The 25,836-nt window shown below is 69.0% G+C and carries 24 protein-coding genes and 2 tRNA genes; 6 read left to right on the forward strand and 20 right to left on the reverse strand.

All coding sequences use genetic code 11. From position 1 onward, the window contains the following. The first annotated feature begins 1 nt into the window (after position 1). A complete protein-coding gene (locus tag WYM_RS01560; RefSeq protein WP_019179066.1) occupies positions 2-256 on the forward strand; it encodes a hypothetical protein in 255 nt (84 codons plus the stop codon). 17 nt (positions 257-273) lie between these two features. Here the strand turns inward: WYM_RS01560 and WYM_RS01565 are convergent, their stop codons facing one another. Genes WYM_RS01565 through WYM_RS01575 form a run of 3 tightly spaced genes read right to left on the reverse strand, consistent with a single transcriptional unit; the run spans position 274 to position 2,485 of the window. Continuing rightward, a complete protein-coding gene (locus WYM_RS01565; RefSeq protein WP_019179067.1) occupies positions 274-1,635 on the reverse strand; it encodes an MFS transporter in 1,362 nt (453 codons plus the stop codon). Next, positions 1,632-1,862: a hypothetical protein gene (locus tag WYM_RS01570; protein ID WP_019179068.1), complete on the reverse strand. Its 231-nt coding sequence runs from the start codon at positions 1,860-1,862 to the stop codon at positions 1,632-1,634. The genes WYM_RS01565 and WYM_RS01570 overlap by 4 nt, the downstream gene beginning before the upstream one ends. After that, a complete protein-coding gene (locus WYM_RS01575; protein ID WP_019179069.1) occupies positions 1,859-2,485 on the reverse strand; it encodes an ArsR/SmtB family transcription factor in 627 nt (208 codons plus the stop codon). The genes WYM_RS01570 and WYM_RS01575 overlap by 4 nt, the downstream gene beginning before the upstream one ends. A gap of 103 nt (positions 2,486-2,588) precedes the next feature. On the opposite strand from WYM_RS01575, the gene WYM_RS01580 reads away from it, so the two are divergent. Beyond that, positions 2,589-4,640 carry a M3 family metallopeptidase gene (locus WYM_RS01580; protein ID WP_019179070.1) on the forward strand — a complete coding sequence of 684 codons (2,052 nt, stop codon included), beginning with the start codon at positions 2,589-2,591 and terminating at the stop codon, positions 4,638-4,640. A 21-nt stretch (positions 4,641-4,661) separates the two neighbouring features. Here the strand turns inward: WYM_RS01580 and WYM_RS01585 are convergent, their stop codons facing one another. The 7 genes from WYM_RS01585 to WYM_RS01615 all read right to left on the reverse strand — a co-directional run bounded on the left by WYM_RS01585 (position 4,662) and on the right by WYM_RS01615 (position 10,854). Further along, a complete protein-coding gene (locus WYM_RS01585) occupies positions 4,662-5,780 on the reverse strand; it encodes an epoxide hydrolase family protein (protein WP_026059460.1) in 1,119 nt (372 codons plus the stop codon). 58 nt (positions 5,781-5,838) lie between these two features. Beyond that, positions 5,839-7,107: an ATP-dependent Clp protease ATP-binding subunit ClpX gene (clpX, locus tag WYM_RS01590; RefSeq protein WP_019179072.1), complete on the reverse strand. Its 1,269-nt coding sequence runs from the start codon at positions 7,105-7,107 to the stop codon at positions 5,839-5,841. Positions 7,108-7,294: 187 nt separating this feature from the next. After that, on the reverse strand, positions 7,295-7,966 hold the full coding sequence (locus WYM_RS01595) for an ATP-dependent Clp protease proteolytic subunit (RefSeq protein ID WP_019179073.1): 672 nt from the start codon (positions 7,964-7,966) through the stop codon (positions 7,295-7,297). Positions 7,967-7,998: 32 nt separating this feature from the next. Continuing rightward, on the reverse strand, positions 7,999-8,583 hold the full coding sequence (locus tag WYM_RS01600) for an ATP-dependent Clp protease proteolytic subunit (RefSeq protein ID WP_019179074.1): 585 nt from the start codon (positions 8,581-8,583) through the stop codon (positions 7,999-8,001). Positions 8,584-8,664: 81 nt separating this feature from the next. Continuing rightward, positions 8,665-9,153, reverse strand: coding sequence for a tetratricopeptide repeat protein (locus WYM_RS01605; RefSeq protein WP_019179075.1), 489 nt, complete (start codon positions 9,151-9,153; stop codon positions 8,665-8,667). Positions 9,154-9,223: 70 nt separating this feature from the next. After that, positions 9,224-10,699 (reverse strand): trigger factor, encoded by a 1,476-nt coding sequence (gene tig, locus WYM_RS01610; protein WP_019179076.1) that lies wholly within the window; start codon positions 10,697-10,699, stop codon positions 9,224-9,226. A gap of 81 nt (positions 10,700-10,780) precedes the next feature. Then, positions 10,781-10,854, reverse strand: a tRNA-Pro gene (locus WYM_RS01615). Positions 10,855-10,981: 127 nt separating this feature from the next. Here WYM_RS01615 and WYM_RS01620 point away from each other — a divergent pair. Continuing rightward, positions 10,982-11,055 (forward strand) — tRNA-Gly (locus tag WYM_RS01620). Positions 11,056-11,143: 88 nt separating this feature from the next. Then, positions 11,144-12,046: an alpha/beta fold hydrolase gene (locus WYM_RS01625; protein ID WP_019179077.1), complete on the forward strand. Its 903-nt coding sequence runs from the start codon at positions 11,144-11,146 to the stop codon at positions 12,044-12,046. Between the two features lie 6 nt (positions 12,047-12,052). Here the strand turns inward: WYM_RS01625 and WYM_RS01630 are convergent, their stop codons facing one another. From WYM_RS01630 to WYM_RS01640, 3 genes are read right to left on the reverse strand one after another with little or no spacing between them, the layout of a single operon-like run. Continuing rightward, complete coding sequence (locus tag WYM_RS01630; protein ID WP_019179078.1) at positions 12,053-12,415, reverse strand: A1S_2505 family phage non-structural protein; 363 nt, start codon at positions 12,413-12,415, stop codon at positions 12,053-12,055. Between the two features lie 11 nt (positions 12,416-12,426). Continuing rightward, a complete protein-coding gene (locus WYM_RS01635) occupies positions 12,427-12,969 on the reverse strand; it encodes a gamma carbonic anhydrase family protein (protein WP_019179079.1) in 543 nt (180 codons plus the stop codon). Positions 12,970-12,994: 25 nt separating this feature from the next. Beyond that, positions 12,995-15,139 carry an acyltransferase family protein gene (locus WYM_RS01640; RefSeq protein ID WP_019179080.1) on the reverse strand — a complete coding sequence of 715 codons (2,145 nt, stop codon included), beginning with the start codon at positions 15,137-15,139 and terminating at the stop codon, positions 12,995-12,997. 165 nt (positions 15,140-15,304) lie between these two features. Here WYM_RS01640 and WYM_RS01645 point away from each other — a divergent pair, with 165 nt between their 5' ends. After that, positions 15,305-15,790, forward strand: a complete 486-nt coding sequence (locus tag WYM_RS01645; RefSeq protein WP_019179081.1) for a Dps family protein — start codon at positions 15,305-15,307, stop codon at positions 15,788-15,790. 51 nt (positions 15,791-15,841) lie between these two features. On the opposite strand, the gene WYM_RS01650 is transcribed toward WYM_RS01645, so the two are convergent. The 7 genes from WYM_RS01650 to WYM_RS01680 form a co-directional block, all read right to left on the reverse strand. Beyond that, complete coding sequence (locus WYM_RS01650) at positions 15,842-16,537, reverse strand: response regulator (protein WP_019179082.1); 696 nt, start codon at positions 16,535-16,537, stop codon at positions 15,842-15,844. Continuing rightward, positions 16,534-17,949: a sensor histidine kinase gene (locus WYM_RS01655; protein ID WP_019179083.1), complete on the reverse strand. Its 1,416-nt coding sequence runs from the start codon at positions 17,947-17,949 to the stop codon at positions 16,534-16,536. The genes WYM_RS01650 and WYM_RS01655 overlap by 4 nt, the downstream gene beginning before the upstream one ends. A gap of 108 nt (positions 17,950-18,057) precedes the next feature. Next, positions 18,058-19,563 (reverse strand): amidohydrolase, encoded by a 1,506-nt coding sequence (locus WYM_RS01660; RefSeq protein WP_019179084.1) that lies wholly within the window; start codon positions 19,561-19,563, stop codon positions 18,058-18,060. Next, entirely contained in the window at positions 19,560-20,201 is a 642-nt protein-coding gene (locus tag WYM_RS01665) for an FMN-binding negative transcriptional regulator (protein WP_019179085.1), read from the reverse strand. The genes WYM_RS01660 and WYM_RS01665 overlap by 4 nt, the downstream gene beginning before the upstream one ends. Positions 20,202-20,227: 26 nt before the next feature. After that, entirely contained in the window at positions 20,228-21,226 is a 999-nt protein-coding gene (locus WYM_RS01670; RefSeq protein ID WP_019179086.1) for an Fpg/Nei family DNA glycosylase, read from the reverse strand. Positions 21,227-21,232: 6 nt separating this feature from the next. Then, entirely contained in the window at positions 21,233-21,778 is a 546-nt protein-coding gene (locus WYM_RS01675; protein WP_019179087.1) for a ribose-5-phosphate isomerase, read from the reverse strand. 30 nt (positions 21,779-21,808) lie between these two features. Next, the gene (locus WYM_RS01680) at positions 21,809-23,038 is read right to left on the reverse strand and encodes a ferrochelatase (RefSeq protein ID WP_019179088.1); all 1,230 of its coding nucleotides are present in this window, start codon (positions 23,036-23,038) and stop codon (positions 21,809-21,811) included. Positions 23,039-23,209: 171 nt separating this feature from the next. On the opposite strand from WYM_RS01680, the gene pepN reads away from it, so the two are divergent. Next, a complete protein-coding gene (gene pepN, locus WYM_RS01685) occupies positions 23,210-25,774 on the forward strand; it encodes an aminopeptidase N (RefSeq protein WP_026059463.1) in 2,565 nt (854 codons plus the stop codon). Positions 25,775-25,836: the final 62 nt, after the last annotated feature.

Here is a 25,836-nt window from a genome sequence, read left to right on the forward strand (position 1 = left end):
CATGCAGCTGGGAACGCGTTGGACATCGGGCGAGGAGCCGCCCCGCGCCGTCCCCGAGGCGCTTCGCCCCGGCATCCTGAGCGTCGACGAGGCGACTCCGGGCGACGAGCTCGGTCAGCCGCGCCCCCGCTGGACGCTCACGTGGCTCGAGGGACGACCCATCGCGGAACTCGATACGGGTGTCGTCGTGACCCTCGGTCCCGATGGCCGAGCGGTCGTCCGGCATGACGACGAGAGCGGCTTCGGCGGCAACTGACCGGGCTGTACCCGAGATCAGTCCTGATCGACTCCGGCCTCCGCGCCGGCTCTGCGAGTGCCCACCACGAGGAGCCGTGCGCCGAGCGCTGTGGCGATCAGGATGACGACGCCGGCGATGACGAACGGCAGACGCAGATCGGCGCGCGCCACCCAACCGCCGAGCAGCGTTGCGAGGGGGAACACGCCCCACGTGAGCATACGGATGATCCCCAGCACCCTTCCGAACAGGGCTGCCGGGACGATCTGCTGGCGGAGCGCCCCCCAGGGCACGTTCCAGACCGAGATGGAGAAGGCCCCGAGTGCGTAAGCGGCGCTCGCTGAGAACACCTCGGGGGCGAGACCGGTCAATCCGAGTCCGACGGCCGCGCCGACGTTCGCACCGAGCATGACGCGGCCGCGGCCGAATCGCTCGACGAGACGGGGCGCGATCAGGGACCCGAGCAGGGCTCCCACTCCCACCCCGGCCGTGACGAAGCCGATGGCCGCCGGCGGGACGTGCAGGTCGTCGAGGAAGTACAGGATCGTCGCCGCCTGAGCGAACGAGAGCGCGCTGCCGACGAGCGAGGTGAAGACCACCATGGCCCGGAGATACCGGTTGTGCCACAGGTACGAGATCGCCTCGCGCGCGGAGACGGAGCTCGGCGACGGCGCCAGCGCCGGCGTCTCCGGAACGGGCACGGCGGCCAGGCCGCTCGTCGCGACATCCGGCGCCTCCGGTTGCGCCGTGCTCACCGGCTCGTTCCGCAGGGGACGCGCCGCGGACAGCGGCAGAAGCAGCGCAAGGACGATGGGGACGAGATAGCCTGCGGATCCGATCCAGAGCGGGAGCGCGAGCGATGCCGCGAAGAGCACGCCGGCGATCGGCTGCGCCACGAACATGTCGATCGTGATCTGCGCGGCCTGCATCCGGCCGTTCGCGCGGTCGAGCTGTGGTCGCGTGACGACACCGGGGATGACGGCATTCGTCGCGTTGTCGAAGAGCGTCTCACCGAGCCCGAAGACCAGCGTGCCGACGAAGAGCGCCCACAGTTCGAGCGACCCGGTCGCGGTGAGGATCGCGAGCCACAGCGCGACGCCGCCGCGCAGGGTGTTCGCCACCGCCATGATCACTCGCCGATCGAAGCGGTCGACGATCATGCCCGCCGGAAGGCCGAAGATCAGCCAGGGGAGGAACGCGAGCGCTCCGATCACCGAGATCGCAAGCGGATCGCGAGTCAGAGTGGTGGCGATGAGCGGGACGGCTGTGCGTCCGAGCCCGTCAGCGAGGTTGCTGAAAGCCGCAGCCGTCCAGAGCTTCCCGAAGTCGCGGCCGAGCGGCTCCCGGCGAGGGCGGGCGGAGCGGCCGGGAGCCCGCATGACGTCGGGTGTGCTGCTCATCGCGGGAGCATGCCGGCGGCGCCGAGCGCCTCGGCGATGCGGCGGGCATCTGATCTCGCCGTCTGTACGGCCACAGCGCGGCGGTGCTCGACGCTGGCGCGGCGCAGCAGGCGCGCCGAGACCAGCGCGTCCAGCGCGGTCGCGGTGAGCAGCAGCGCGCGGTCGAGCGGCGTGATGGACGCGGCGAGCTCTCGGGCGACAGCTCGGGGCGCGGGGATGGCGGTCATGGCTGAGCTCCTTGCTCTCCTAGTTCGGGAAGGGGGAACACATCGGCCCGGATGGTCACGGGTCGCACGTCGGGGCCGGTCTGGGTGCGGTGGGTTTCCACCGCGTCATCGATCAGCGCCATGATCTTGACCGAAAGCTCTTTGCTCTGCCCGGGGGTGAGACGGGCTGTGGCCGTGGAGATCATGCTTGCCTCCTGCCAGTCCGGCTCATGCTCGGCCAGGCCCCTCTCGATGAAGGCCATGAGCTGGTCGTGGCGGATCTTGAAGAACTCGTTCATGACGATCTGCGTGGCGGCGCGGCCCGACGGCGTCTTGATCGCCTCGGCGTTCGCGAACGACACGCCCCCCACGGGTCGCTCCCACCAGCGCTCACGTCCCGAACCCTGCTCCGCGCGCTCGTGGATGAGATCGTGCTTCGCCAGAGCGCGCAGGTGGTAGCTCGTCGACCCGGACGACTCCCCCAGCCGCTCAGCGAGCGAGCTCGCGGTCTGCGGACCGTACTGGCTCAGGATGTCGTAGATCCTTACGCGCAACGGGTGAGCGAGAGCCCGAAGCGCTCCCGCGTCCAGGATGCGGTCCGCGCGGTCCGACTCGGTGTTCTCGACGGGTTCTTTCTCGGACATGGCATCACCGTACTCTTGCAAAGACACCTTTGCAAGTGTTTCTTTGCAACGCTTTCTTTGCATGAACTTCGATCGAGAGGAGACGCCCAGTTAGGCTGTCGCAATGGCGAACGACAATCCGCTCCTGTCCCCCCGAACCCTCCCGTACGGACTGCCTGACTACGCTGCGATCTCCCCGGAGCACTATCTGCCGGCCTTCGAACAGGCTTTCGCCGAGCACACCCGTGAGATCTCCGCCATCACCCGCGCCCGTTCGATGCCGACCTTCGAGAACACGATGGTGGCGCTGGAGGAGAGCGGGCGGCTCCTGGGCGAGGTCGCCCGAGCGTTCTACACCGTGTCGTCTGCTGACGCGACGCCGGCGATCCAGGCGATCGAGGAAGAGCTCGCCCCTCTGATGTCAGCCCACCAGGATTCGATCCAGCTCGACGCGGAGCTGTACTGGCGTGTGAAGACGCTGCACGAGCAGCTCGATGACCTCGAGCTCGACGCCGAGCAGCGCTACCTCGTGCAGCGCCACTTCACCGAGATGTCGCACGCGGGTGCCGGGCTCGACGACGACGCCAAGGCGCGCCTCACCGATCTCAATCAGCGACTGTCCACACTTACCACCCAGTTCGAGAAGAACCTGCTGGCAGACACCAACGATCTCGCCGTCGTGTTCGACGACATCTCCGAGCTCGACGGTCTGACCGAGGGCGAGCTGTCCGCCGCCGCCCAGGCCGCGGCGGATCGGGGCCTCGAGGGCGCATGGGTCGTCACGCTGACCCTGTACACGGGTCATCCGTACCTGGCCGCGCTGACGAATCGCTCCTCGCGGCGCAGGGTCCTCGAGGCATCGCGGTCACGCGGCTCGCGTGGGAACGACCATGACAATCGGTCGACTCTCCTGGAGATCGTGCGCCTGCGCGCTGAGCGCGCCGCGCTGCTGGGCTACGACTCCCACGCGGCGTACGTGACCTCGGACGAGACGGCCGGCTCCCCTGCGGCCGTGCACGATCTGCTCCGCCGGCTCGCCGTCCCCGCGGCGCGCAATGCCCGTGCCGAGCAGGCACAGCTGCAGGCGATCATCGACGCAGAGCCGGCGCCCTTCCCGCTCGAGGCGCACGACTGGGCGTACTACACCGAGAAGGTCCGGGAAGCCGAGTACGACCTCGACCGCGCAGCTCTGCGCCCCTGGTTCGAGGCCGAACGCGTCCTCCAGGACGGCGTATTCCGCGCCGCGACCGAGCTGTACGGCATCACGTTCAGCGAGCGGCATGATCTGAACGGCTACCACCCCGACAACCGCATCTTCGAGGTGCACAACGCGGACGGGTCGGCACTGGGCCTCTACATCCTCGATCTCTACACGCGTGACACCAAGCGCGGCGGGGCCTGGATGAACTCGGTGGTGCTGCAGTCGCGTCTGCGCGGAACCGCACCGGTCGTCGTCAACAACCTCAACGTCCCCAAGCCCTCGGCGGGCAGCCCGACGCTGCTCACCCTCGACGAGGTGACGACGCTCTTCCACGAATTCGGCCACGCGCTGCACGGTCTGTTCGCGACCGTGACCTATCCGCACTTCGCCGGCACGAATGTCTTCCGCGACTTCGTCGAGTTCCCCAGCCAGGTGAACGAGATGTGGATCTACTGGCCGGAGATCCTCGCCGCGTACGCGCGCCACCTCGAGACCGACGCGCCGCTTCCGCAGGAGGTCGTCGAGAAGCTCCATGCGTCCGAGGCCTTCAACCAGGGATTCGCGACCAGCGAGTACCTGGCGGCGTCGTGGCTCGATCAGGCGTGGCACTCGCTGTCGACCGAGCAGGCTGCGCATGATCTGGAGGTGGCGGCGTTCGAGGCGGACGCCCTCGCCGAGATCGGCCTGAACAACCCGGCGGTTCCAACACGGTACTCGTCGACGTACTTCGCACACGTGTTCTCGGGTGGGTACAGCGCCGGGTACTACTCCTACATCTGGAGCGAGGTGCTCGACGCCGACACGGTGGAGTGGTTCCGTGAGAGCGGTGGCTTGACCCGCGAGAACGGCGATCGGTTCCGTGCGCGCCTGCTCGGCGTCGGCGGATCGAAGGATCCGCTCGAGGCCTACCGCGACTTCCGCGGGAGGGATGCCGCCATCGAGCCGCTTCTGAAGCGGCGGGGCCTCGCGAGCTGAGCTCCGCTCACCGCTGCAGCGTCAGAGGAGGCCGAGTCCGGCGGCGAACGTCCGCACGCGGTCCGACATGACGGCCGGGATCTCGGCGACCGTGAAGTGCCCGCCCTCTTCGAGTCGCTCGAAAGCGCGGATGTCGTGGTAGAAGCGGCGAGCCACCGATTCGGGATAGTCGCCTTCGTGACGCTGAACGTGCACGGACGCCGGCACCTCGACCGGCGGCATCGGATCCGGCTGATCGGCGCCCTCGTAGTAGGGCCGGAACGACGTGCCGATGCTCTCGGTCACCCAGTAGATCATCGCTTCGGTGAGGATGCGCTCGCGCGAGATGCGAGCCTCGACCGCTCGCGGGTCACCCGGAGCGGTGTCGCTCCACTCCACGAGCTTCTCGGCGAGCCAGGCGATCAGGGCGGCCGGAGAGTCGTTGAGTGCGGTGGCGATCGCGTCGGGTCGGGTGGCCTGAACGTGGCCGTACGCGCCGTTGGCGCTCCCCCATTCGTCGAGGCGGGCGAAGAATGCCACCTCCGCGGGGTCGGTGAGGTCGCGGCGCTCGGAGCGTGACGGAAAGTGCGCATGGGTCACGATGACGCCCGCGACGGCATCACCGTACGTCCCGGCGAGCAGGTCGTTCACGTTCGCCGAGACGTCCTCGCCGTAGGTCAGATAGCGCTCATAGCCCAGGACGTCGGTCATCAGCGCGTGCATGGTCGACGCCAGACGGTGCTCCGTCATCGGACCGTCGGCGTACGGCGATGAGAATCCGAATCCCGGAAAGCTGGGGACGACCACGTGGAAGTCGGGAAGCAGCTCGGCGAAGTCGAGTTGCAGCGCGAACGTATGGGGCCAGCCGTGCATCACGAGCAGCGCCGGTGCTTCGGCCCGGGCAGACCGCAGGTGCGCGAAGTGCACCGTCGTGCCGGCCAGGTCGACGAGGAACTGCGGGTGCCGGTTGAGCCAGTCCTCGCGAGCCCGCCAGTCCCAGGCGCGCCATGACGCCACGAGATCCGCCAGGTAGTCGGCGTTCATCCCTGAAGCCGGACGCCGAGGCGAATCGGGAAGCGGACGGAACCGATCCAGTCGATCCCGAAGGTCGACGAGGGCGTCCTCGCTGACGTGGACGGAGAAAGGCCGCGGTGCGCTCACATCCTCACGCTACGGCGGGGTCCCGACAGCGGAGCGGGGCGGGGTCCGGACCGACCGGTCAGGCGCTCTTGCGCTTCTCTCGCAGGACCAGAGTCGGGAGCGCACGCTCCTCGACGGCTGCCCGGTTCACGATCACCTTGTCGACGTCGTCGGTCGAGGGGATCTCGAACATGATCGGGCCGAGCACGTCCTCGAGGATCGCGCGCAGCCCGCGCGCGCCGGTCTTGCGGGCGACTGCCAGATCGGCGATCGCCTCGAGCGCCTCACGATCGAACTCGAGCGAGACTCCGTCGAGCTCGAACATGCGCTGGTACTGCTTGACCAGGGCGTTCTTCGGCGCGGTGAGGATCTCCATGAGGGCCTCGCGATCCAGCGGAGAGACCGAGGCCACGACCGGGAGGCGGCCGATGAACTCGGGGATCAGGCCGAACTTGTGGAGGTCTTCGGGTCGGACCTCGCTGAACAGGCTCAGGTCGTCGTCCTTGTCGTGGAGCGGCGCGCCGAAGCCGACCCCGTGCTTGCCGACTCTCGACGAGATGATGTCTTCGAGCCCGGCGAATGCACCCGCCACGATGAACAGGACGTTCGTCGTGTCGATCTGGATGAACTCCTGGTGCGGGTGCTTGCGACCACCCTGCGGCGGCACGGACGCGACGGTGCCCTCGAGGATCTTGAGGAGCGCCTGCTGGACGCCCTCGCCCGAGACATCGCGGGTGATCGACGGGTTCTCGGCCTTGCGGGCGATCTTGTCGACCTCATCGATGTAGATGATCCCGGTCTCGGCGCGCTTCGTGTCGAAGTCCGCCGCCTGGAGCAGCTTCAGCAGGATGTTCTCGACGTCCTCGCCGACGTACCCGGCCTCGGTGAGCGCTGTCGCGTCTGCGACGGCGAAAGGGACGTTGAGTCGCTTGGCCAGCGTCTGAGCGAGGTAGGTCTTGCCGCATCCGGTGGGACCGAGCAGCAGGATGTTGCTCTTGGCGATCTCGATCTCGTCGGCGCGCTGCTCGGCCGACTGGATCGTGCCGTGCGCGCGGACGCGCTTGTAGTGGTTGTACACGGCGACCGAGAGGGCTCGCTTGGCGTCCTCCTGGCCGACGACGTACTCCTCGAGGAAGGCGAAGATCTCGCGGGGCTTCGGCAGATCGAAGTCGGCGACCACACCGGAGGCGGACTCGGCCATGCGCTCTTCGATGATCTCGTTGCACAGCTCGACGCACTCGTCGCAGATGTAGACGCCAGGGCCGGCGATCAGCTGCTGCACCTGCTTCTGGCTCTTGCCGCAGAAGGAGCACTTGAACAGGTCGGCGCTCTCACCGATGCGTGCCATGCGGCTCCTCCTCGTGACCTCGGGGCGCACCCCGGACTTCCTTCGAGCCTAACCGGTGGCGGCGACAACCGGTGGGATTGCGACGCACGTTGTGGAGGGCGGGTCCGCTCAGAGCAGAGCGTCCTCGCGCGAACGCCGACGCCCCGCCGCCCGGGAGTCCGGGCGACGGGGCGTCGGGGCGTCCGTCCTACTTGGTCAGCGCCTGCTGCCCGCGCTTGCGGGTCGTCAGCACCTGGTCGACCAGGCCGTAGGCAACCGCCTCTTCGCCGGAGAGGATCTTGTCGCGGTCGATGTCCTTGTTGACCTCTTCGGGCGTCTTGTTCGAGTGCTTGGCCAGCGTCTTCTCCAGCCAGGTGCGCATCCGCATGATCTCGGCCGCCTGGATCTCGATGTCGGACGCCTGACCGTGTCCGGCCTCTCCCATCGCAGGCTGATGGATGAGGATGCGGGCGTTGGGCAGCGCGAGCCGCTTCCCCGGTGCACCGGCGGCCAGGAGCACGGCGGCAGCCGACGCGGCCTGACCGAGCACGACCGTCTGGATCTGCGGCGAGACGTACTGCATCGTGTCGTAGATCGCCGTCATGGCCGTGAACGAGCCGCCGGGCGAGTTGATGTACATGATGATGTCGCGGTCGGGGTCCTGGCTCTCGAGCACGAGGAGCTGGGCCATGACGTCGTCCGCCGAGGCGTCGTCGACCTGCACGCCGAGGAAGATCACGCGATCCTCGAACAGCTTGTTGTACGGGTCCTGGCGCTTGTAGCCGTAGGCGGTGCGCTCCTCGAACTGCGGCAGGATGTAGCGGCTGCCGGGCATCTGGAGCGCCTGCGGGGCGCTGGTGCCGAAGGTGGGGGTCTGCATTCCGGGTTCTCTCTCTTTCGCCTTCGGTGCGCTCAGTTGGCGGTTCCGCCGCCGCCGATGACGTCTGTCGCCGACTCGCGGATGTGGTCGACGAAGCCGTACTCGAGGGCCTCATCGGCGCCGAACCAGCGGTCGCGGTCGCCGTCGGCGTTGATCTGCTCGACCGTCTTGCCGGTCTGAGCGGCGGTGATCTCGGCAAGGCGCTTCTTCATGTCGAGGATCAGCTGAGCCTGCGTCTGGATGTCGCTCGCGGTTCCGCCGAATCCGCCGTGCGGCTGGTGAAGCAGCACGCGCGCGTTCGGGGTGATGTAGCGCTTGCCCTTGGTGCCGGCCGTCAGGAGCAGCTGCCCCATCGAGGCCGCCATGCCGATGCCGACGGTGACGATGTCGTTGGGCACGAACTGCATGGTGTCGTAGATCGCCATGCCGGCCGTGATCGATCCGCCGGGCGAGTTGATGTAAAGGTAGATGTCCTTCTGCGAGTCCTCGGCGGCGAGCAGCAGGATCTTCGCGCAGATCTCGTTGGCGTTCTCATCGCGCACCTCCGACCCGAGCCAGATGATGCGGTCCTTCAGCAGCCTGTCGAAGACGCTCGTGGCGACAAGTGGTTCGGCCATGTGTACTCCTGATTCCGGTGGTCGTGAGATCGAATCTACCGGCGCGGCCGAGGCGACCCGCCCGTGTTCGCCCTGGGCAGATCAGCCCCGGTCCTCGCCCAATGCCTCGGCATAGTGGACGACGGAGCGGCGGTATCTGGTGAGGTGCGGCGCGAGGGCGAGCAGCGCGAGCGATGCCGCCTCGCGAGGCGCGCCCTGCGAGACCAGCGCGAGGGCGAGGAAGGCGCACGCCTCGTCGCGGAGCGGAGACGCGGGCGTGCGATCGACCTCTGCCCGCAGCATCCTGGTCGCTTCGTCGGCCTGTCCGAGGTTGCGCAGAGTGCTTGCGAGCTGGATCACCGCCTGGGCACGATGCTCGTCGTCCAGTCCGGCCTCGAGCGCCGCCCGATACAGCGGCGCGGCCTCGGACTCGATTCCGGCGGCATCGCGTGCGCCGGCGCGCTCGAGCAGCGCCCGCCCATCGGACGTCGGGCGCTCTGCCGCGAGCGCGTCGATCATCTCTATCCGGTCGGAGTCCGACAGCGTCCCGTCATCCCATACCGCCTCGACCCGGTCGCCCCAGTCGTCCATGGTGGTCCTCCTCGATGCAGAAGGGGACGGATGCCGCGGCATCCGTCCCCCGATCACTGCTGGGCAGCGATCACTCCTTCTCGGCTGCGGCCTTCTTCGCCGGTGCCTTCTTCGCAGGCGCCTTCTTCGCAGGCGCCTTCTTGGCGGGTGCCTTCTTCGCGGGCTTCTCGGCGGCTTCCTCGGCCTCGATCACGGCGTCGGCGTCGGCCGCGGAATCCGCGATCTCCTGCGCCTCCTCCACCGTCTCGGCCTCGGCGGCAGCCTCGTCCTCGACGGCGACGAAGCCGGTCAGGTCGACAGGGCTGCCGTTCGTGTCGACGACGGTGACCTTGCCGAGCGCAACGGCGAGAGCCTTGTTGCGGGCGACCTCCCCGATGACGGCGGGAAGCTGGTTGCCCTCCTGCAGCGCGTTGACGAACTCCTGCGGCGCCATGCCGTACTGGGCGGCGGACTGCACCAGGTACTGCGTGAGCTCGTCCTGCGACACCTGCACGTTGACCTGCTCGGCGATCTTGTCGAGCAGCATCTGCGTCTTGAACTGCTTCTCGCTGGCCTCCGCGACCTCGGCGCGGTGGACGTCGTCCTCGAGGCGGCCCTCACCCTCGAGGTGGTTGTGCACCTCGTCCTCGATGAGCTGCGGCGGGACGGGGATCTCGACCTGCTCGAGCAGCGCGTCGATGAGCTTGTCGCGGGCCGCAGAGCCCTGCGTGAACACCGACTGCTGGCCGACGCGGTCCTTCAGGCTGTCGCGCAGCTCGGCGATCGTGTCGAACTCGCTCGCGATCTGGGCGAAGTCGTCGTCCGCCTCGGGCAGCTCGCGCTCCTTGACGGCCGTGACGTTCACCGAGACCTCGGCCTCTTCGCCGGCGTGGTCGCCGCCGACGAGCTTCGAGCGGAAGGTGGTGTCCTCGCCCGCGGTCAGCGACTCGATGGCCTCGTCGATGCCCTCGAGCAGCTCGCCGGAGCCGACCTCGTACGACACGCCCTCGGCGCGATCGATCTCGGTGCCGTCGATCGTGGCGACGAGGTTCAGCTCGACGAAGTCGCCGGTCGCTGCCGGACGGTCGACCGTGACGAGCGTGCCGAAGCGAGTGCGCAGCTTGTCGAGCTCCTCGTCGATCGCAGCCTCGTCGACCTCGACCGCGTCGACCTCGATGGTCGTGCCGTCGAAGGCGGGCAGCTCGAAGTCGGGACGGACGTCCACCTCGACCTGCACCTCGAGGTCACCGGTGAAGTCCTTCTCGTTGGGCCATTCGGTGACCTCGGCGCTCGGGCGGCCGAGGACGCGCAGCTCGTTCGCCGCGACGGCCTCGCGGTAGAACGTGTCGAGGCTCTCGCTCACCGCGTGCTCGAGCACCGCGACGCGGCCGACGCGCTGATCGATGATCGGCGCCGGGACCTTGCCCTTGCGGAAGCCGGGGATCTGCACGTCCTGAGCGATGTGCTCGTATGCGTGCGCGATCGACGGCTTGAGCTCGTCGGGGCTGACCGTGATGTGCAGCTTGACCCGGGTGGGGCTGAGCTTCTCGACGGTGCTGTTCACCATGCCTGTTCGTTCTCCTCTATCGGACCGCGCGCGAGCGCGGCGGCTGAAGGTCTGGGTTCGGAAATTCTGTGGGCCGTGATGTCGGGGCGACAGGATTTGAACCTGCGGCCTCCCGCTCCCAAAGCGGGCGCTCTACCAAGCTGAGCTACGCCCCGGGCGGGGTTGCGCGCGGATACGCGCTTTCGGCCCCGAGAAGTCTAGCCGACGAGCCCGGCGCTTGCTGCGATGCGGGGAAGCTCCGCCGTCTGACATAGAATGGCGGATGCCGCGGCTCGCCGCTGCGGGGATGTAGCTCAATGGTAGAGCCTCAGTCTTCCAAACTGATGGTGCGGGTTCGATTCCCGTCATCCCCTCCACATTCGGATTCACGCGATCTGCACTATCGCGAGCGACGCGGCGAGGGCCACACTGGATACGGCACCGATCCCGCCTCCAGGAGCCGTGATGAGCACCTCGCCCCAGACGCCGAAGCAGCGCAGGCTTCCCCGACGCCCTGCGTCTTCACTGGCCGAGAAGTGGACGCGGATCGACGGCGTCGACGTCTTCTACCGCGAGTCGCCGCTGCCTCCCGCAGATGCACGCGTGATGGCGCACATCCACGGTTTCGGGCTCTCGGGGCGCTATCTGCTTCCCACCGCCGAGCGACTGGCCGACGACTTCCATACCCTTGTGCCCGATCTGCCGGGCTTCGGACGCAGCGGCCGCCGCCGAGACATGCTCGACATCCCCGACCTGGCGCACGCCGCCCTGGGCTTCCTGGACGACCGCGGTGTCGAGAAGGCGACACTCGTCGGCAACTCGATGGGATGCCCCGTCATCATCGAGTTCGCACACCGCTTTCCTGAGCGCATCGACCGTGCGGTGCTCGTCTCTCCCGCGGGCGGCCTGTACAACCAGCCGCTGCGACGTGCGATCGCCCAGCTGTCGGCCGACGCGCCGCGAGAGCCGAGGACGATGGCGCGCGTGGCGGTGCCCGATTACGTGCGGTTCGGGGTGCCGAGCACCATGCGGCTCTTCAGGGCGCTGACCCGATATCCCTCGCTGGAGCGTCTTCTGGAGCTTCGCATCCCGACTCTCGTCGTTTTGGGAGGGCGAGACCCGCTGCTCCCCCACGCGCACCGCATCGACGAGATCGCGAGTCAGACCGACTCACATGTGCTCGTGGTCCTGCTCGACGGCGCTGCACACGCCATCAACTTCAGCCATCCCGATCAGCTCGCCCACGTGATCCGCATGTTCATGGACGATCAGGCCATCGAGAACGATCCTCGGTGGCCCGGGCACGCGCGCCTGTACGAGGTGCATCGCGGCAAGCATCACCCATCGCCGAAGCCCCCCGCGAACTGAGGCGCGTCACCGCTCGTCGAGCACCGCGCGGAAGGTCTCGGGCAGCACCACGTTCGCCGGTGCGTCCGTAAAGAATCCGGCGACCTGATCCGGCGTGTAGCCGGCGATGCCGCAGCCCACCTCCGTGACCAGGAAGCGGAGCTCGGGATGCGCCGTCGCGAAGCCGACGAAGCGGCGGGCCTGCTCCTCGAAGACGTCCAGACCCGACATGGAATCGATGCCGTACGACTGCCCTTGAAGCCCCTCGGACTGGCCCCAGACGGCACCGAAACGGTCGTAGGCGAAACGGGCCGCCCCCGCGCCGTGGGCGCCTGAGGCATTCGAGCCGAAGACGAAGACCTCGTTCGGCTGCAGCGATTCGATGCGCACGGGCAGGCCCCTCAGTCGGCGACGGGGTTCGCGGCGGCGTGCGCGTCGAGGTGGGCGCGGTAGATGCCGGCGTTGCGCTGAATGCCCGCGCGCTCGTCGTCGGTGAGCTCGCGTCGCACCTTGGCCGGTACGCCTGCCACCAGTGAGCCGGCGGGGATCACCGCTCCCTCGAGCACGACCGCTCCTCCGGCCACGAGGCATCCGTCGCCGATGACGGCGCCCGACAGCACGACGCTTCCCATCCCGATGAGCGATCCGTCGCCGATGGTGCAGCCGTGGACCACAGCGTTGTGCCCGACCGACACATCGCGGCCGATGCGCACCGGATGACCCGCGTCGACGTGCACCGTCACGTTGTCCTGCAGGTTGCTGCCCTCGCCGACCGAGATCGAATCACTGTCGCCGCGGAGGACGGCGTTGTACCAGACGCTGGCTCCCTCGGCCAGCGTCACGGCGCCGATGACGCGCGCACCGGACGCCACGAAGGCGGTCGGATCGATGTCGGGCGCGCGGCCCGAGACGGACAGGATCGTGGCGTCGTCGGCGATCGTCATGATCCGACCCTATGCGAGGCCCTCGTCACTCGCTCCGTGCCGCGAGGTGCGCTGCGATGGCCTCGGTGTACCAGGGGGCGAGCGTGTCGGCGAAGGTGACGGTGAGATGATCCTGATCGCGGTAGATGTTCGCGCCGCCGACGACCGGGCCGCATGTCTCTGCGCCGCAGAACACGTCGGTGAAATCGAGCAGGGTGACGTCGTCGAGCCCGGATGCCGCGTCCCGCAGCGGGTCGTCGGTCACGAGCACCTCATCACGGGGCGCATCGCATTCCGCGGCGTCGCGCGTGCGCAGGCACTTGTTGGGGTCGGTCTCCCAGACGGGATTGTCCACGACGGTGATCACCGGGATGCCCCGGTCCAGCACCTCGCCCCACGCCTCGCGGTAGCCCGCGACGGCCGCGTCGTGCGACGAGTCGAAGCCCGCCGACGCGTAGGGAGTCGTCGCGATGGCGGCGGTGAAGACCGCGTCGAGATCGGCGTCGGACAGCGCAGCCTCGACGCGCTCGCGCCACTGCGTGCAGGCGTCGCCGAACGCCCCGGGCGTCGCGAGAGGAGTCGTGTTCCAGGGGCACGCGCCCTTGAACCAGGTCACGAGCTCCCAGCCGTTCTCGTCGGCCATGCGCTGGAACGTCGAGAGCAGCTGGTAGGCGTGACTGTCGCCGATCAGTGCGACACGCGGAGCATCGGGGTCGTCCGAGCCGAAGGTGCATGAGACCGGTCGGGCGTCGGTCAGCTGAACGAAGCACTGCTCGTCGGCGGGCCGGTCGATGCCGGCGAATCCCGGCGCCGGAAGAACGGTGTCTCCGAAGTCCGTGCCCGCACAGGACGGATCGAGCACGGACGCCGCGCCGAAGCACTCCGGCGGATCCTGCTGCAGCTCGTGGATGGCCCGCGTTCCGGCGCTGTACGCGGGAGCGTTCACGAACCACGCCGTCGCGGCCACCAGCGCGACGACCACCATGGCGGCAAGGGACGACCACAGGGTCACGCGCGGCCGGCGGGACGTGAGCGGCCGGAACCCGCGCATCGGATCCTCGACGAAGCGCTTGGTGAGCCAGGCGAGCACGAAGCAGATGCCAAGCAGCGCCACGCGGTGGTAGATCGTCAGGCCCCAGAACGGCACGGAAGGGGCGATGACGATCAGCGGCCAGTGCCACAGATAGAGGGAGTACGAGATGTCGCCCACGAACTGGGCGGGCCGCAGCGACAGGATCCGCGTCGGGTACCACCAGCGCCGGGTGTTCGAGGCGGCGATCACCGCGGCGGCGCCGAGCGTCGGCAGTGCAGCCATGTATCCGGGGAACGGCGTCTGACCGTCGAAGCTGAAGGTGACGTAGACGAGGATCAGGATCCCCGCCCACCCGAGCACGAAGCTCGTTGCCGCGTTCCGCACGCGCAGCAGCGGCACCAGCGCGATCATGGCGCCGACGCCGAACTGCCACATGCGTCCGAAGGTCACGAAGTAGGCCGGGGCCGGGTCGGTGATGGTGAAGACGACGCAGAAGATGAACGACGCCAGCGAGACCACGGCGAGTGTGATGAGTACGGCGCGGCGGCGCGCGCCGCCGAACCACTTCACGCCGATCCACGCCGCGAGCAGCATGAGCAGCGGCCACATGACGTAGAACTGCTCCTCGAGTGACAGCGACCAGTAGTGCTGCACGGTCGTGGGGTCGCCGGCGTGGTTGAGGTAGTCGGCGGAGTTCAGCGCGAGATACCAGTTCTCGACGTAGAACGTCGATGCCAGGATCTCGCGCACCTCGTTCGGCAGGGCCGAGGTCGGCATGAGGTAGGGCGACATCACGACGAGCGCGCAGAAGAGCAGGACGAGGAAGGATGCCGGGAGCAGTCGCCGTGCGCGGCGGGCCCAGAACTGACCGAGGCGCACGGTGCCGGTGGCCGTGAGCTCCCGCATCAGGTGTGCGGTGATGAGGAAGCCCGAGATGACGAAGAAGATGTCGACGCCGATGTACCCGCCGGGGAACCGGGCCGGCCAGAAGTGATAGAGGACGACGCAGAGGACGGCGATGGCGCGCAGGCCCTGCACGTGCGGGAGGAAGCCGGACGGCTCGGCGTGCTCGGGCGATCGGTCACGCGGCTCGCGTGTCACCGTGGTCGCGGGCACATTCAGATGCTGCGGTCCGAGGTCGTGGTCGGCGGAAGGCACGCATCGACGTTAGCCGGTGTCGTCGAGGTCATCCGCACCGACAGGCGAAAGCCCTGTTTAGCCCAGCCTTTGCTTGCTTGCGGAATGCCGGCGGCTGAGTAGCGTTGCTCTCACAGGAGGACGACCGCCGTCTGGGCGGCCCTCCGGAAGATGGAGGCGAGAGACATGACGAAGATCAACACCACCCCCGCTACCGCCGCGAACCCCGACGTCGCGGCCGCCAGCGCACAGTTCCTCACCCCCGTGGTCCTGGGCCTGCAGGCCCTGGCCGTCAACGGCAAGCAGGCGCACTGGAACGTGCGCGGCGCCAACTTCATCGCGATCCACGAACTGCTCGACTCCGTCGTGTCGAACGCGCAGGCCGGTGCCGACCAGGCCGCGGAGCGTATCGTCGCCCTCGGTCTGCCGATCGACGCCCGCGTGTCGACCGTTGCCGCGAAGACCACGCCGAGCGCCGTTCCGGCGGGCTTCACCCAGTGGGACGCCCTCATCCGCAACGTCATCACCGACATGGACATCGTGATCGCCGACGTCCAGGCCGCGATCGACGGACTCGACGAGTTCGATCTGACCAGCCAGGACATCGCGATCGGCATCAAGGAGAGCCTGGAGAAGGACCGCTGGTTCCTCTTCGCGCACCTCGCCGAGTGACACCTCTCTGAGAAGAAGCCCTCCGGTTTGCCCCGGAGGGCTTCTTCGCGTTCAGGGATGCTGCAGGAATGCCAGGACCGCGAGCACCCGCCGATGCTCGGTGCCCGATTCCTCGAGTCCGAGCTTCGCGAAGATCGCGCTGATGTTCTTCTCGACGGCTCCGACTCCGATGAACAGTCGCTCGGCGATGCTCGCATTGCTTCGCCCTTCCGCCATGAGCGTGAGCACATCCCGCTCCCGCGGCGTGAGGGCCGAGAGCGGATCCGGGCGTGCGGACAGCAGCCCCTGCACGACCAGCGGATCCAGCACGGTGCCCCGCTCGCGGACGCGCCGCACGGCATCGGTGAACTCGTCCAGCGATGTGACGCGGTCTTTCAGCAGGTAGCCGACGCCCCCCTCGCCGCCCGCCAGCAGCTCCCGGGCGTAGACGCCCTCGACGTACTGGCTGAGGACGAGGATGCCGACCCCCGGAAGGGCCGCGCGCAGGGTCAGCGCGGCCCGGATGCCCTCGTCGCGATACGCCGGCGGAAGCCGCACATCGAGGATCGCGACATCGGCCCGCGCATCGCGGACGCGGGCGACGATGTCGTCGGCATCGCCCCAGGCGCCCGCCGTGACGTAGCCGGCCTCGTCGAAGAGGCGCACGAGCCCCTCTCGGAGCAGGACGGAATCCTCCACGAGCACCACCCGGGCCGGCGCGGCGGAGTCGTCGATACGCGGCACGTCCTCAGGATAGAGCGCGGTCATCGCGCGGCCCCACCCAACGGGATGTGGGCGCCGACCGCCGTGGGGCCGCCCGGAGGGCTCGAGATCGTCAGCTCGCCGCGGAGGCCGGCGACACGCTGCTCGAGGCCGTCCAGTCCGTGCCCGGACGCCACCACGGCACCGCCCTGCCCGTTGTCGACGACCCAGACGTCCAGATGGGTCGCGACCGCTCCCGGCGCGTGGCGGCGCAGCGCCGCCTTGAGCGTCGCCGCTGATGCCTCGGAGTGCTTGGCGGCATTGGTCAGCAGCTCCGCGACGATGAAGTACACCGTGCGCGCGACCTCCTGACTCACGACGGTGTCGACCTCGGGGTCGATGTCGATGTGCACGCGCAACGACGATCCTGCCGCCACCGCGCCCAGCGCAGCCGCAAGCCCTCGGTCCTGCAGCAGCGGCGGAGCCACCCCGCTGGAGAGGGCGCGAAGCTCGTCGAGCGCCGCCTTGGCGTGGAGTCGCGCGTCCCGAGCCAGCGCGGCGGCGTCCTCGTTCTCTCCCGCATCGGCGCGGCGCTCGAGGGCGGCCAGGTCCATCTGCAGCCGCACCAGCCGCTGCTGCGGGCCGTCGTGGATGTCGCGTTCGAGCCGTCGCAGCGCGACGTCCTCGGCGTGGACGGCAGCGCCGCGCGCGGCGGCCTCCGCCCTGACCTCCGCCGCGAGGTCGTCGGACTGCCAGCGTCCCAGCATCCCCGCCGCGATCGCGTGGTGGATGCGCGCCAGGCCGCCCAGCACCCACGGCATCGTGACGGTGAAGAGGATTCCTGCGAGGAGGTAGAGCACGACCTCGACCGACCAGCTGCTCCATCCTCCGAACAGCCACGGGACCGCATCCGCGACGTAGTGGCCCCATTCGCCGCCCGAGCCGTCGTCCTGCCAGTTGCGCGGCAGGAACAGTCCCCAGAACCAGTAGGTCAAGCCGCCCAGCCCGATGCTCAGCCACGCGACGGTGAGGGCGAACGAGACGGTGCTCACGATCGGGTTCACGATCATCCCGTGGAGGAGCGAGAGCCAGTAGTGCGCGTTGCGGATGGGACGGGTGAGAGTCGTCCAGAATCCGCCCGCTCCCGGCCCGTCCCGGTTCCACTCCGGCTCGGGGATCGTGGGGAGCCCCGTCAGGCGCAGCATGAAGCGGTCGGCCACTCCGAACCCCCGTGCGACATAGAGGCTCAGCACGATCAGAGGAAGGCCGATGACCAGGACGAGCAGGCCCACACCCGTCCAGAACAGCGGCGCGAGGAGCGAGATCGACACCATCGCGAGCACGAAGACGGCGAGGAGGTACACCGCGCTGCCCGGCGTGCGCTTCCACGCTCTCCCGTACGACCGCCACGCACCCCCGGGCGCGGCGCGCGGGGCGCCCCCGTCTGCGGGCGGGGACGCGGTGGTCGTGGCGGTCATGGCTGCTCCTTCGGAATGCTACGGGTCCAGCCTGGCCGCCGCGCCCGGCCTGCGGCATCCGACCGCCACCCGAGTCGAGCGGGGGCAGACCCCCGTACCGGCGTTCGCTCAGCCGAGGTGCGTCAGGCGTCCGCCGAGCACGGTCGCCGCCACGGCCATGGACCGGAGTCCGCCCTCGTCCGCCGTGAGCGGGTCGCGTTCGCAGATCGCGAGATCGGCCACATCTCCCGGTTCGATGCGCGCCGGCGCGGTGGAGCCGTTTCGAGTCGACGCCGCGAGCGCGGTCGCCGCATCGATGCTCTGGTGGCCCTGCCACGGTTCCCGGCCGTCGCGCGTCCGGAAGACCGCGGCTGCGATCGCGCGCCAGGGGTCCAGCGGCGACACCGGCGCGTCCGAGCCGAAGAGCAGCGTCGCGCCCGAGTCGGCCAGAGCACGGAGGGGGTAGGGCTGTGCGGTCTGGTCGGCCCACAGCGCATCCGTCATGTCGCGGTCGTCGAGCGCGTGCTCGGGTTGCACGCTGGCACCGATGCCGAGTCGCGCGAAGCGCGGGATGTCGGCGTGCGCGACGAGCTGGGCGTGCTCGACGGTGCCCCACGCCCCCGTCACCGAGAACGCGTCGAGTGCATGCGTGTTGGCGACGTCGCCGATGGCGTGGATGGCGGACGAGATCCCCGCCGCCGTCGCGCGCGTCATCAGCTCGACGAGCGTGGGCGTGTCCACCGTGATCACGCCGTGGTCGTCCGCACCGCCCGGATACGCGTGCGAGCACGCCGCTGTACGCGTGCCCAGGGAGCCGTCGGTGATGACCTTCAGCGGGCCGACGCGCACGAGATCGGATGCCGCGCCACGTGCTGCATCGCCGGTCTGCAGTCCCTCGGCGATCGCCCGATCGAGGAACTCCGGGTAGATGCCGAACGAGACGCGCAGGGCGTCGAACCCGGCGCTGAGGCGGCGAGCCCAGGCCTCCTCGTTCCATGCCATGTCGAGGTCGACGATGCCGACGACGCCCCGTGCCGCCGCCTCCTGCGCCATGTGGGCGACCAGCGGGTCGGCCACCTCCGGGGCGACGTCGTTGAGCCTGCGCGAGATCTCGAACGCGGGCTCCTCGCGCAGCAGACCGACGCCGTCGGGCGCGAAGCCCTCGCGCCGCAGCGCCGCCGAGTTCAGCCACACACTGTGCACGTCGGCGTTGATGAGGTACGTCGGGATCTCTCCGGTGGCCGCGTCGATCAGCGGGAGACTCGGCCGATCGGCCCACAGCGCGTCGCGGAACCCGGTCCCCACGCGGCGTCCGTCCGGCAGGACGGGAGCGGCCGCCATGAGCGACGCGGCGTGCGCGGCGGAGGTCGCGTGGCCGAGCGGGGCGCGCTGCGCCACGAGCGCCCATTGCACGACATGCACGTGGTGATCCCACAGCCCGGGGATCACGAAGCCGCCGGCCGCGTCGAGGACGGCACCTCGCCGCGCAAGGCCACCGGCCGGCGCGATGTCGACGACCAGGCCATCCGCCAGGTGAACATCGACGATGTCCGAGCCGAACGGATCGGTGCGATCGGATCCTGTCAGCCGCGCGTTGGCAATGACATCGGGAGTGTCGCCTCGGCCGAGCGTCACCGTGCGCCCTTCCTCACGTCCAGGTCTCGGCGCATCTCGCCGGGCAGCCGCGGGTCGGCGTACGGTCCTGCACCGGCTTCGAGTTCGGCGATGATCGTCTCGACCACCTCGTCGGGGCGGTTCTGACTCAGCTTGCGCTTCGCGACCACGCGGGTCGGAGTGAGCCGGAATCCGACGGTCCCCTTCTCCAGACGGCGCACGAAGTCGGGATCGTTCGGACGCTCCCACAGCAGGCGGGGCTGCGGCATCCCGCCCTCGAATCTGGCGACCAGCCTGTCGAGCACTTCCAGGTTCTCCTCCGGAGAGAGGACCTCGGGGATGCCGGAGAGGTGGGCCGAGACGAAGTTCCACGTGGGCACGCTCGGCGCGTCGCCGTACCAGCCCGGAGAGATGTACCCGTGCGGTCCCTGCACCACGACCAGCAGCTCCCGCTCGCCGAGCCCGTGGATGAGATCGTCCGGCTTGCCGACGTGCCCGACCACGGTGAGGTCGTCGCGACCTTCGTCGAGGAGCACCGCGTAGTGCGAGGCCACCAGGCCGTCCGCTGTGGAGCTCACCAGCGTCATCCACGGATTGAGGTCGATGAGCCGGCGCAGCTCGGCGACGTCGGTCATCGCGAAGCTCGGGTTCTGTCGCATGGGTTCAGCCTATTGATCGCGGCGCGTCACGCCTGGCATCGAGGGCACCAGTAGAGCTTGCGGGCGGCCGCCTCCTCCACCACGATCGTCGTGCCGCACACTCGGCACGGCAGACCGGCGCGGTGGTACACCCAGTGACGGTCGTCGCGGCTGGCCATGGCCTTGCGATAGGCCTCAGGGTCGAGGTCGTCCATCGTCATCATCTGGCCTGTCTCGACACCCACGGCCAGCAGACGCACCCAATCGCGCCACAGCCCTCGCACCACCTCATCGGGCACGTCGCGTCCCGGCGTGTGCGGGTTCTGCTGTGCGCGGAACAGCAGCTCGGCGCGGTAGACGTTCCCGATGCCGCTCACCACGCTCTGGTCCATCAGCAGCAGCCCGATCGCGGTGGGCTTGCGGCGCACGACCGCCGCGAACCGCTCCTCCCCCTCGGCGAGGTCGTCGACGAGGGGATCCGGTCCGAGCTTCGCGATCGTGGCCGCGACCTCATCGGGAGTCTGCAGCTCGCAGGCGGTGGGACCGCGGAGATCGGCGCAGGTGCTGGTCGTGAGCAGTCGCAGACGCACCTGCCCCACGATCGGTGGCGGCCAGACATCGCCCTCGTCGGCGAGGCCGGTCGTCTGCTCCGACATGCGCACGTGGACACGGGCCCGTCGGGGTGCGCCGATCGACGACAGCGAGTTCTCCCCGGCGTCGTCGAGGATCGGCTGTTCGAGCTCGGTGCCGCGCTGGTTGGTCTGACCCATGCGGCCGTTCGACGATGCGATCGTGGGATCGACGAGGATCTCGCCGGCGAAGTCCCACGCACCGTACATGCCCAGGTGCACCCGCAGCCAGAGATCCTCGTCGAACTCGAGGAACATCTGCTTCCCGACCGCCCGCACCGCCGTCGCCGATCGACCGTCGATGATCGACGCCCCCTCGGCGAATCTCCGCTGCGGGCTCGATGCCCCCACCGTGCGGCCGACGATGTTCCGGTCGAACTGGCGGGCGATGCGGTGGACGGAATGACCCTCCGGCATCGTGCGTCAGCCGGCCTCGGGATCGAAGGAGCTGTCGTCGGCGTCGAGCACGTCCGGCTGCCCGGCGGCGCCCCGCGGGTCGGCCTGCAGCGTGCCATCCTGCTCGTACGCAGCCAGCTGCGCGATACGCCGCGCGTGCCGCTCCTCTCCGGAGAACGGCGTCTCGATGAAGCGGTCGATGAAGGAGGCGGCCTCGTCGAAGGTGTGCTGCCTCGCGCCGATGGCGATGACGTTGGCGTCGTTGTGCTCGCGGGCCAGCTCGGCCGTCGCGATGCTCCACACCAGCGCGGCGCGGACCCCGAGCACCTTGTTCGCGGCGATCTGCTCGCCGTTGCCCGAGCCGCCGAAGACGACGCCGAGCGTCTCGATGCCGTCGGCCTGGTCCCGCGCCACAGCCTGCGCCGCGCGGATGCAGAACGCGGGGTAGTCGTCGAGCGGGTCGTAGTCGAGCGGACCGTGGTCGATCACGTCGTGTCCGGCGGCTGCGAGATGGTGCTGCAGCTGCGTCGAGAACTCGAGGCCGGCGTGATCGGTCGCGATATGGATGCGCATGGGGCCAATCCTAGAGAGCGACGAGAGTGGTCAGGGCGCTACACCGGCGGCGGCGGGCTTGAAGCCTGCACGCACGTTCTCGCAGCATGCGGGGCGGCAGACGTCGAACCAGGGACCGAGCTCGGTGGCGTGCGGGCGCTGCTCGGCAGGCGTGCCGTTGAGGCGCTCCTCGACCAGGTCGACGAGCCCTGCCACGAACGCGGGATCGACCCCCGGGGTCGGCGTGCGCACCGCACGGATCCCCGCCTCGGCGGCGGCCTCCATGGCTTCGGTGTCGAGATCCCAGAGCACCTCCATGTGGTCGCTCATGAAACCGAGCGGCACGATGGCGACGGCCTCGATACCCGTGGACGGCAGACCGGCGATCACGTCGTTCACGTCGGGCTCGAGCCACGGCTGCGTGGGAGGCCCCGACCGCGACTGGTAGACCAGGTCCCAGCCGATCTGCTCGGCGCCGGGCACGTCGGCCGCGACGGCCGCCATCACCACGCCGGCGACCGCGCGGTGCTGGGCGGCGTATGCCCCTTCCTCGCCGAACTCCCGATGCCTCTCGTCGCCCGCGCGCGGCCCGGAGCGCTCGGCGTCGGCGGTGGGGATGCTGTGGGTCGAGAACAGCACCCGCACCGCTCCAGGCGCGACTCCCTCGGCGATGAAGCCGGCGACCGCATCCCGGACGCCGTCGATGAAGGGCTGCACGAATCCCGGGTGATCGAAGAACTGGCGGACCTTGTCGATCGTGACGGTTCCGGCCAGCTCCGTCTCGATGAGGACGCGGGCGAAGTCCTCGCGATACTGGCGGCAGCTCGAGAACGATGAGTAGGCGCTGGTCGCAAGACCCAGGAGGTTCACGTCGCCGGCGGCCGCCGCATCCGTCACCGCCTCCTCCAGGTAGGGAGCCCAGTTGCGGTTGCCCCAGTACACCGGCAGATCGATGCCACGGCGGGCCAGCTCGGCTTCGAGCGCCGCCTTGAGTGCTCGGTTCTGGGCGTTGATCGGGCTCACTCCGCCGAAGTGGCGGTAGTGGTGCGCGACCTCCTCGAGGCGCTCATCGGGGATGCCGCGCCCTCGCGTGACGTTTCGCAGGAACGGGATGACGTCGTCCTGGCCCTCCGGACCGCCGAATCCCGCGAGCAGGATCGCGTCGTACGCGACCGCCTTCTCGACGTGCGCCCCTCCGGACGCCGCCGCCGGTGATGCGAAGGGCACCACGTCGTTCGAGCCGGTGTCGGTGGTGGTCCTGCCGTTCGCGTGGGAAGTCACCGATCCATCCTCGCACCGCCATGGCGCAGCCGGCGCGTCGAACGGTTCCTGCTCATGCACAGGTCCGACGTCCGCGGCGCGCACTCGCGTAGGCTGGGACGGTTGTCGCCGGTGCCAGCAGCGCCGGTGACGGCCGCATTCGTCAGCCCTCACCAATGGGAGCAGAATCACGTGCCTGGAGAGAACCTCACCCGGATCGAGGCGCAGGAGCGCCGCGCGATCGTCGACACGCAGTCGTACGAAGTCGCGCTCGACCTGACGAGAGGGCCCGAGGTCTTCGCCTCGCGCACCGTCGTCCGGTTCACCGCCACGCCCGGCGCCTCGACGTTCATCGATCTGATCGCGCGGGACGTGCGCGAGATCACGCTCAACGGCCGTTCGATCGATCCGGCCTCGGCCTTCGCCGATTCGCGCATCGCGCTCGACGACCTGGCCGCAGACAACGAGCTGGTCGTCGACGCGGACTGCCTCTACACGAACACCGGTGAGGGTCTCCACCGGTTCGTCGACCCCGTCGACGACGAGGTCTACCTCTACTCGCAGTTCGAGGTACCCGACTCGCGACGCATGTACGCGGTGTTCGAGCAGCCCGATCTCAAGGCGACGTTCCAGTTCACCGTGACCGCTCCGGAGCGGTGGAAGGTCGTGTCGAACTCGCCCACCCCCGAGCCGACCCCTCGACAGGCGCAGGGGCCGGAAGAGGTGGCCTCGGCCACCTGGCGCTTCGAGCCGACTCCTCGGATCTCGTCGTACATCACGGCGCTCATCGCCGGGCCCTATGAAGCGACGTTCTCGGAGCTCACGAGCGCATCGGGCCGCGTCATCCCGCTCGGTGTCTACGGCCGCAAGAGCCTCTGGCAGTTCCTCGACGCGGACTACATCTTCGACAAGACGCGGGAGGGCTTCGCCTACTACGAGGCAAAGTTCGACTATCCCTACCCGTTCGCCAAGTACGACCAGCTCTTCGTGCCGGAGTTCAACGCGGGTGCGATGGAGAACGCCGGCGCGGTCACCTTCACCGAGACGTATGTGTTCCGGTCGAAGGTGACCGACGCCGTCAAGGAGCGTCGCGTCGTCACGATCCTGCACGAGCTCGCCCACATGTGGTTCGGCGACCTCGTCACGATGAAGTGGTGGAACGACCTCTGGCTCAACGAGTCGTTCGCCGAGTGGGCATCCACCATCGCGACCGCCGAGGCCACCGAGTGGACCGAGGCGTGGACGACGTTCAACGCCATGGAGAAGACCTGGGCATACCGACAGGACCAGCTCCCGTCGACCCACCCCGTCGTGGCGAAGATCAACGACCTCGAAGACGTGCAGGTCAACTTCGACGGCATCACGTACGCCAAGGGCGGCTCGGTTCTCAAGCAGCTCGCCGCATGGGTGGGTATCGAGCAGTTCTTCGCCGGTGTGGCCGCCTACTTCAAGAAGCACGAGTGGTCGAACACCGAGCTTTCGGACCTGCTCACCGAACTCGAGACGACCAGCGGGCGCGAGCTGTCGACCTGGTCGAAGAAGTGGCTCGAGACGGCCGGTGTCAACACCCTCTCGCCGGAGGTTGTCGCCGACGTCGACGGCACCATCACGCGTTTCGCGATCGTTCAGACGGCGCCGGCGGACTACCCGACCATCCGGCCGCACCGCCTCGGCGTCGGCTTCTACGACATCCAGGGTGACGCTCTGGTGCGGGTGCATCACGTCGAGCTCGATGTGGACGGCGACCTCACCGAGGTGCCGCAGCTGAAGGGCCGGAAGCGCCCGGACCTGGTGCTGCTCAACGACGAGGACCTCGCTTATGCGAAGATCCGTCTCGACGAGCGCTCGCTCCAGACGGCGATCGGACACCTGGGCAAGATCACCGACCCCCTTGCGCGCTCCCTGGTGTGGGGCGCCGCGTGGGACCAGACCCGTGATGCCGAGGCATCCGCGTCGGACTACGTGGATCTCGTGCTGCGGAACATCGGCGCCGAGACCGAGTCGACCACCGTCCGCACCACGCTGGCCCAGCTCCAGCTGGCGGCGAACTCGTACGTCGCACCGGACAAGCGTGACGCGACGCGCGCGAAGGTCGCCGACGCGCTCTGGGAGCTCGCTCAGAACGCTCAGGCCGGCAGCGACAGCCAGCTGCAGTTCGTCACCGCCTTCGCGAGTGCGGCGTCGACTCCGGCCCAGTGGCAGAGAGTCCGCCAGGTGCGCGACGGCGAGGTCGGCCTGGAGGGACTGTCCATCGACACCGACCTGTCCTGGCAGCTCCTGGTCTCGCTGGCCGCCGGCGGGCTCGTGACCGCCGCCGACATCGACGCGGCCCTCACGGCGGACAACACCGCCAAGGGCGGCGAGTTCGCGGCGCAGGCGAAGGCGGCGCTGCCCACGGCCGAGGCCAAGGCCGCGGCCTGGTCGTCGCTCGTCGACAGCGACGATCTGCCCAATACGATCGTGCGCTCGGCAACGCTGGGATTCACCCACCCCGCGGGGCGCGATCTGCTCCCCGCGTTCGTCGAGCCGTACTTCGCGAGTCTCCTGCCGATCTGGGAGTCGCGCACGTACAAGATCGCCGAGTACCTCATCGCGGGTCTGTATCCCGCACCGCTGGCGAGCTACGAGCTGCGGGACGCGACGCGCCGCTGGCTCGAGGCCCACGCCGACGCCGCGCCCGCGCTGCGTCGCCTGGTCGCCGAGAACCTCGCGGGCGTCGAGCGAGCGCTGGCGGTGCAGGATCGCGACGCCGACTGAGGGTGATCGGATGCCTCGGCCCCGCGCCGAGCCTGGCAACAGGTTCAGCCGGGGCCGAGGCT

This window comes from Microbacterium yannicii PS01, from assembly GCF_000304335.1.
Classification (GTDB): domain Bacteria; phylum Actinomycetota; class Actinomycetes; order Actinomycetales; family Microbacteriaceae; genus Microbacterium; species Microbacterium yannicii_A.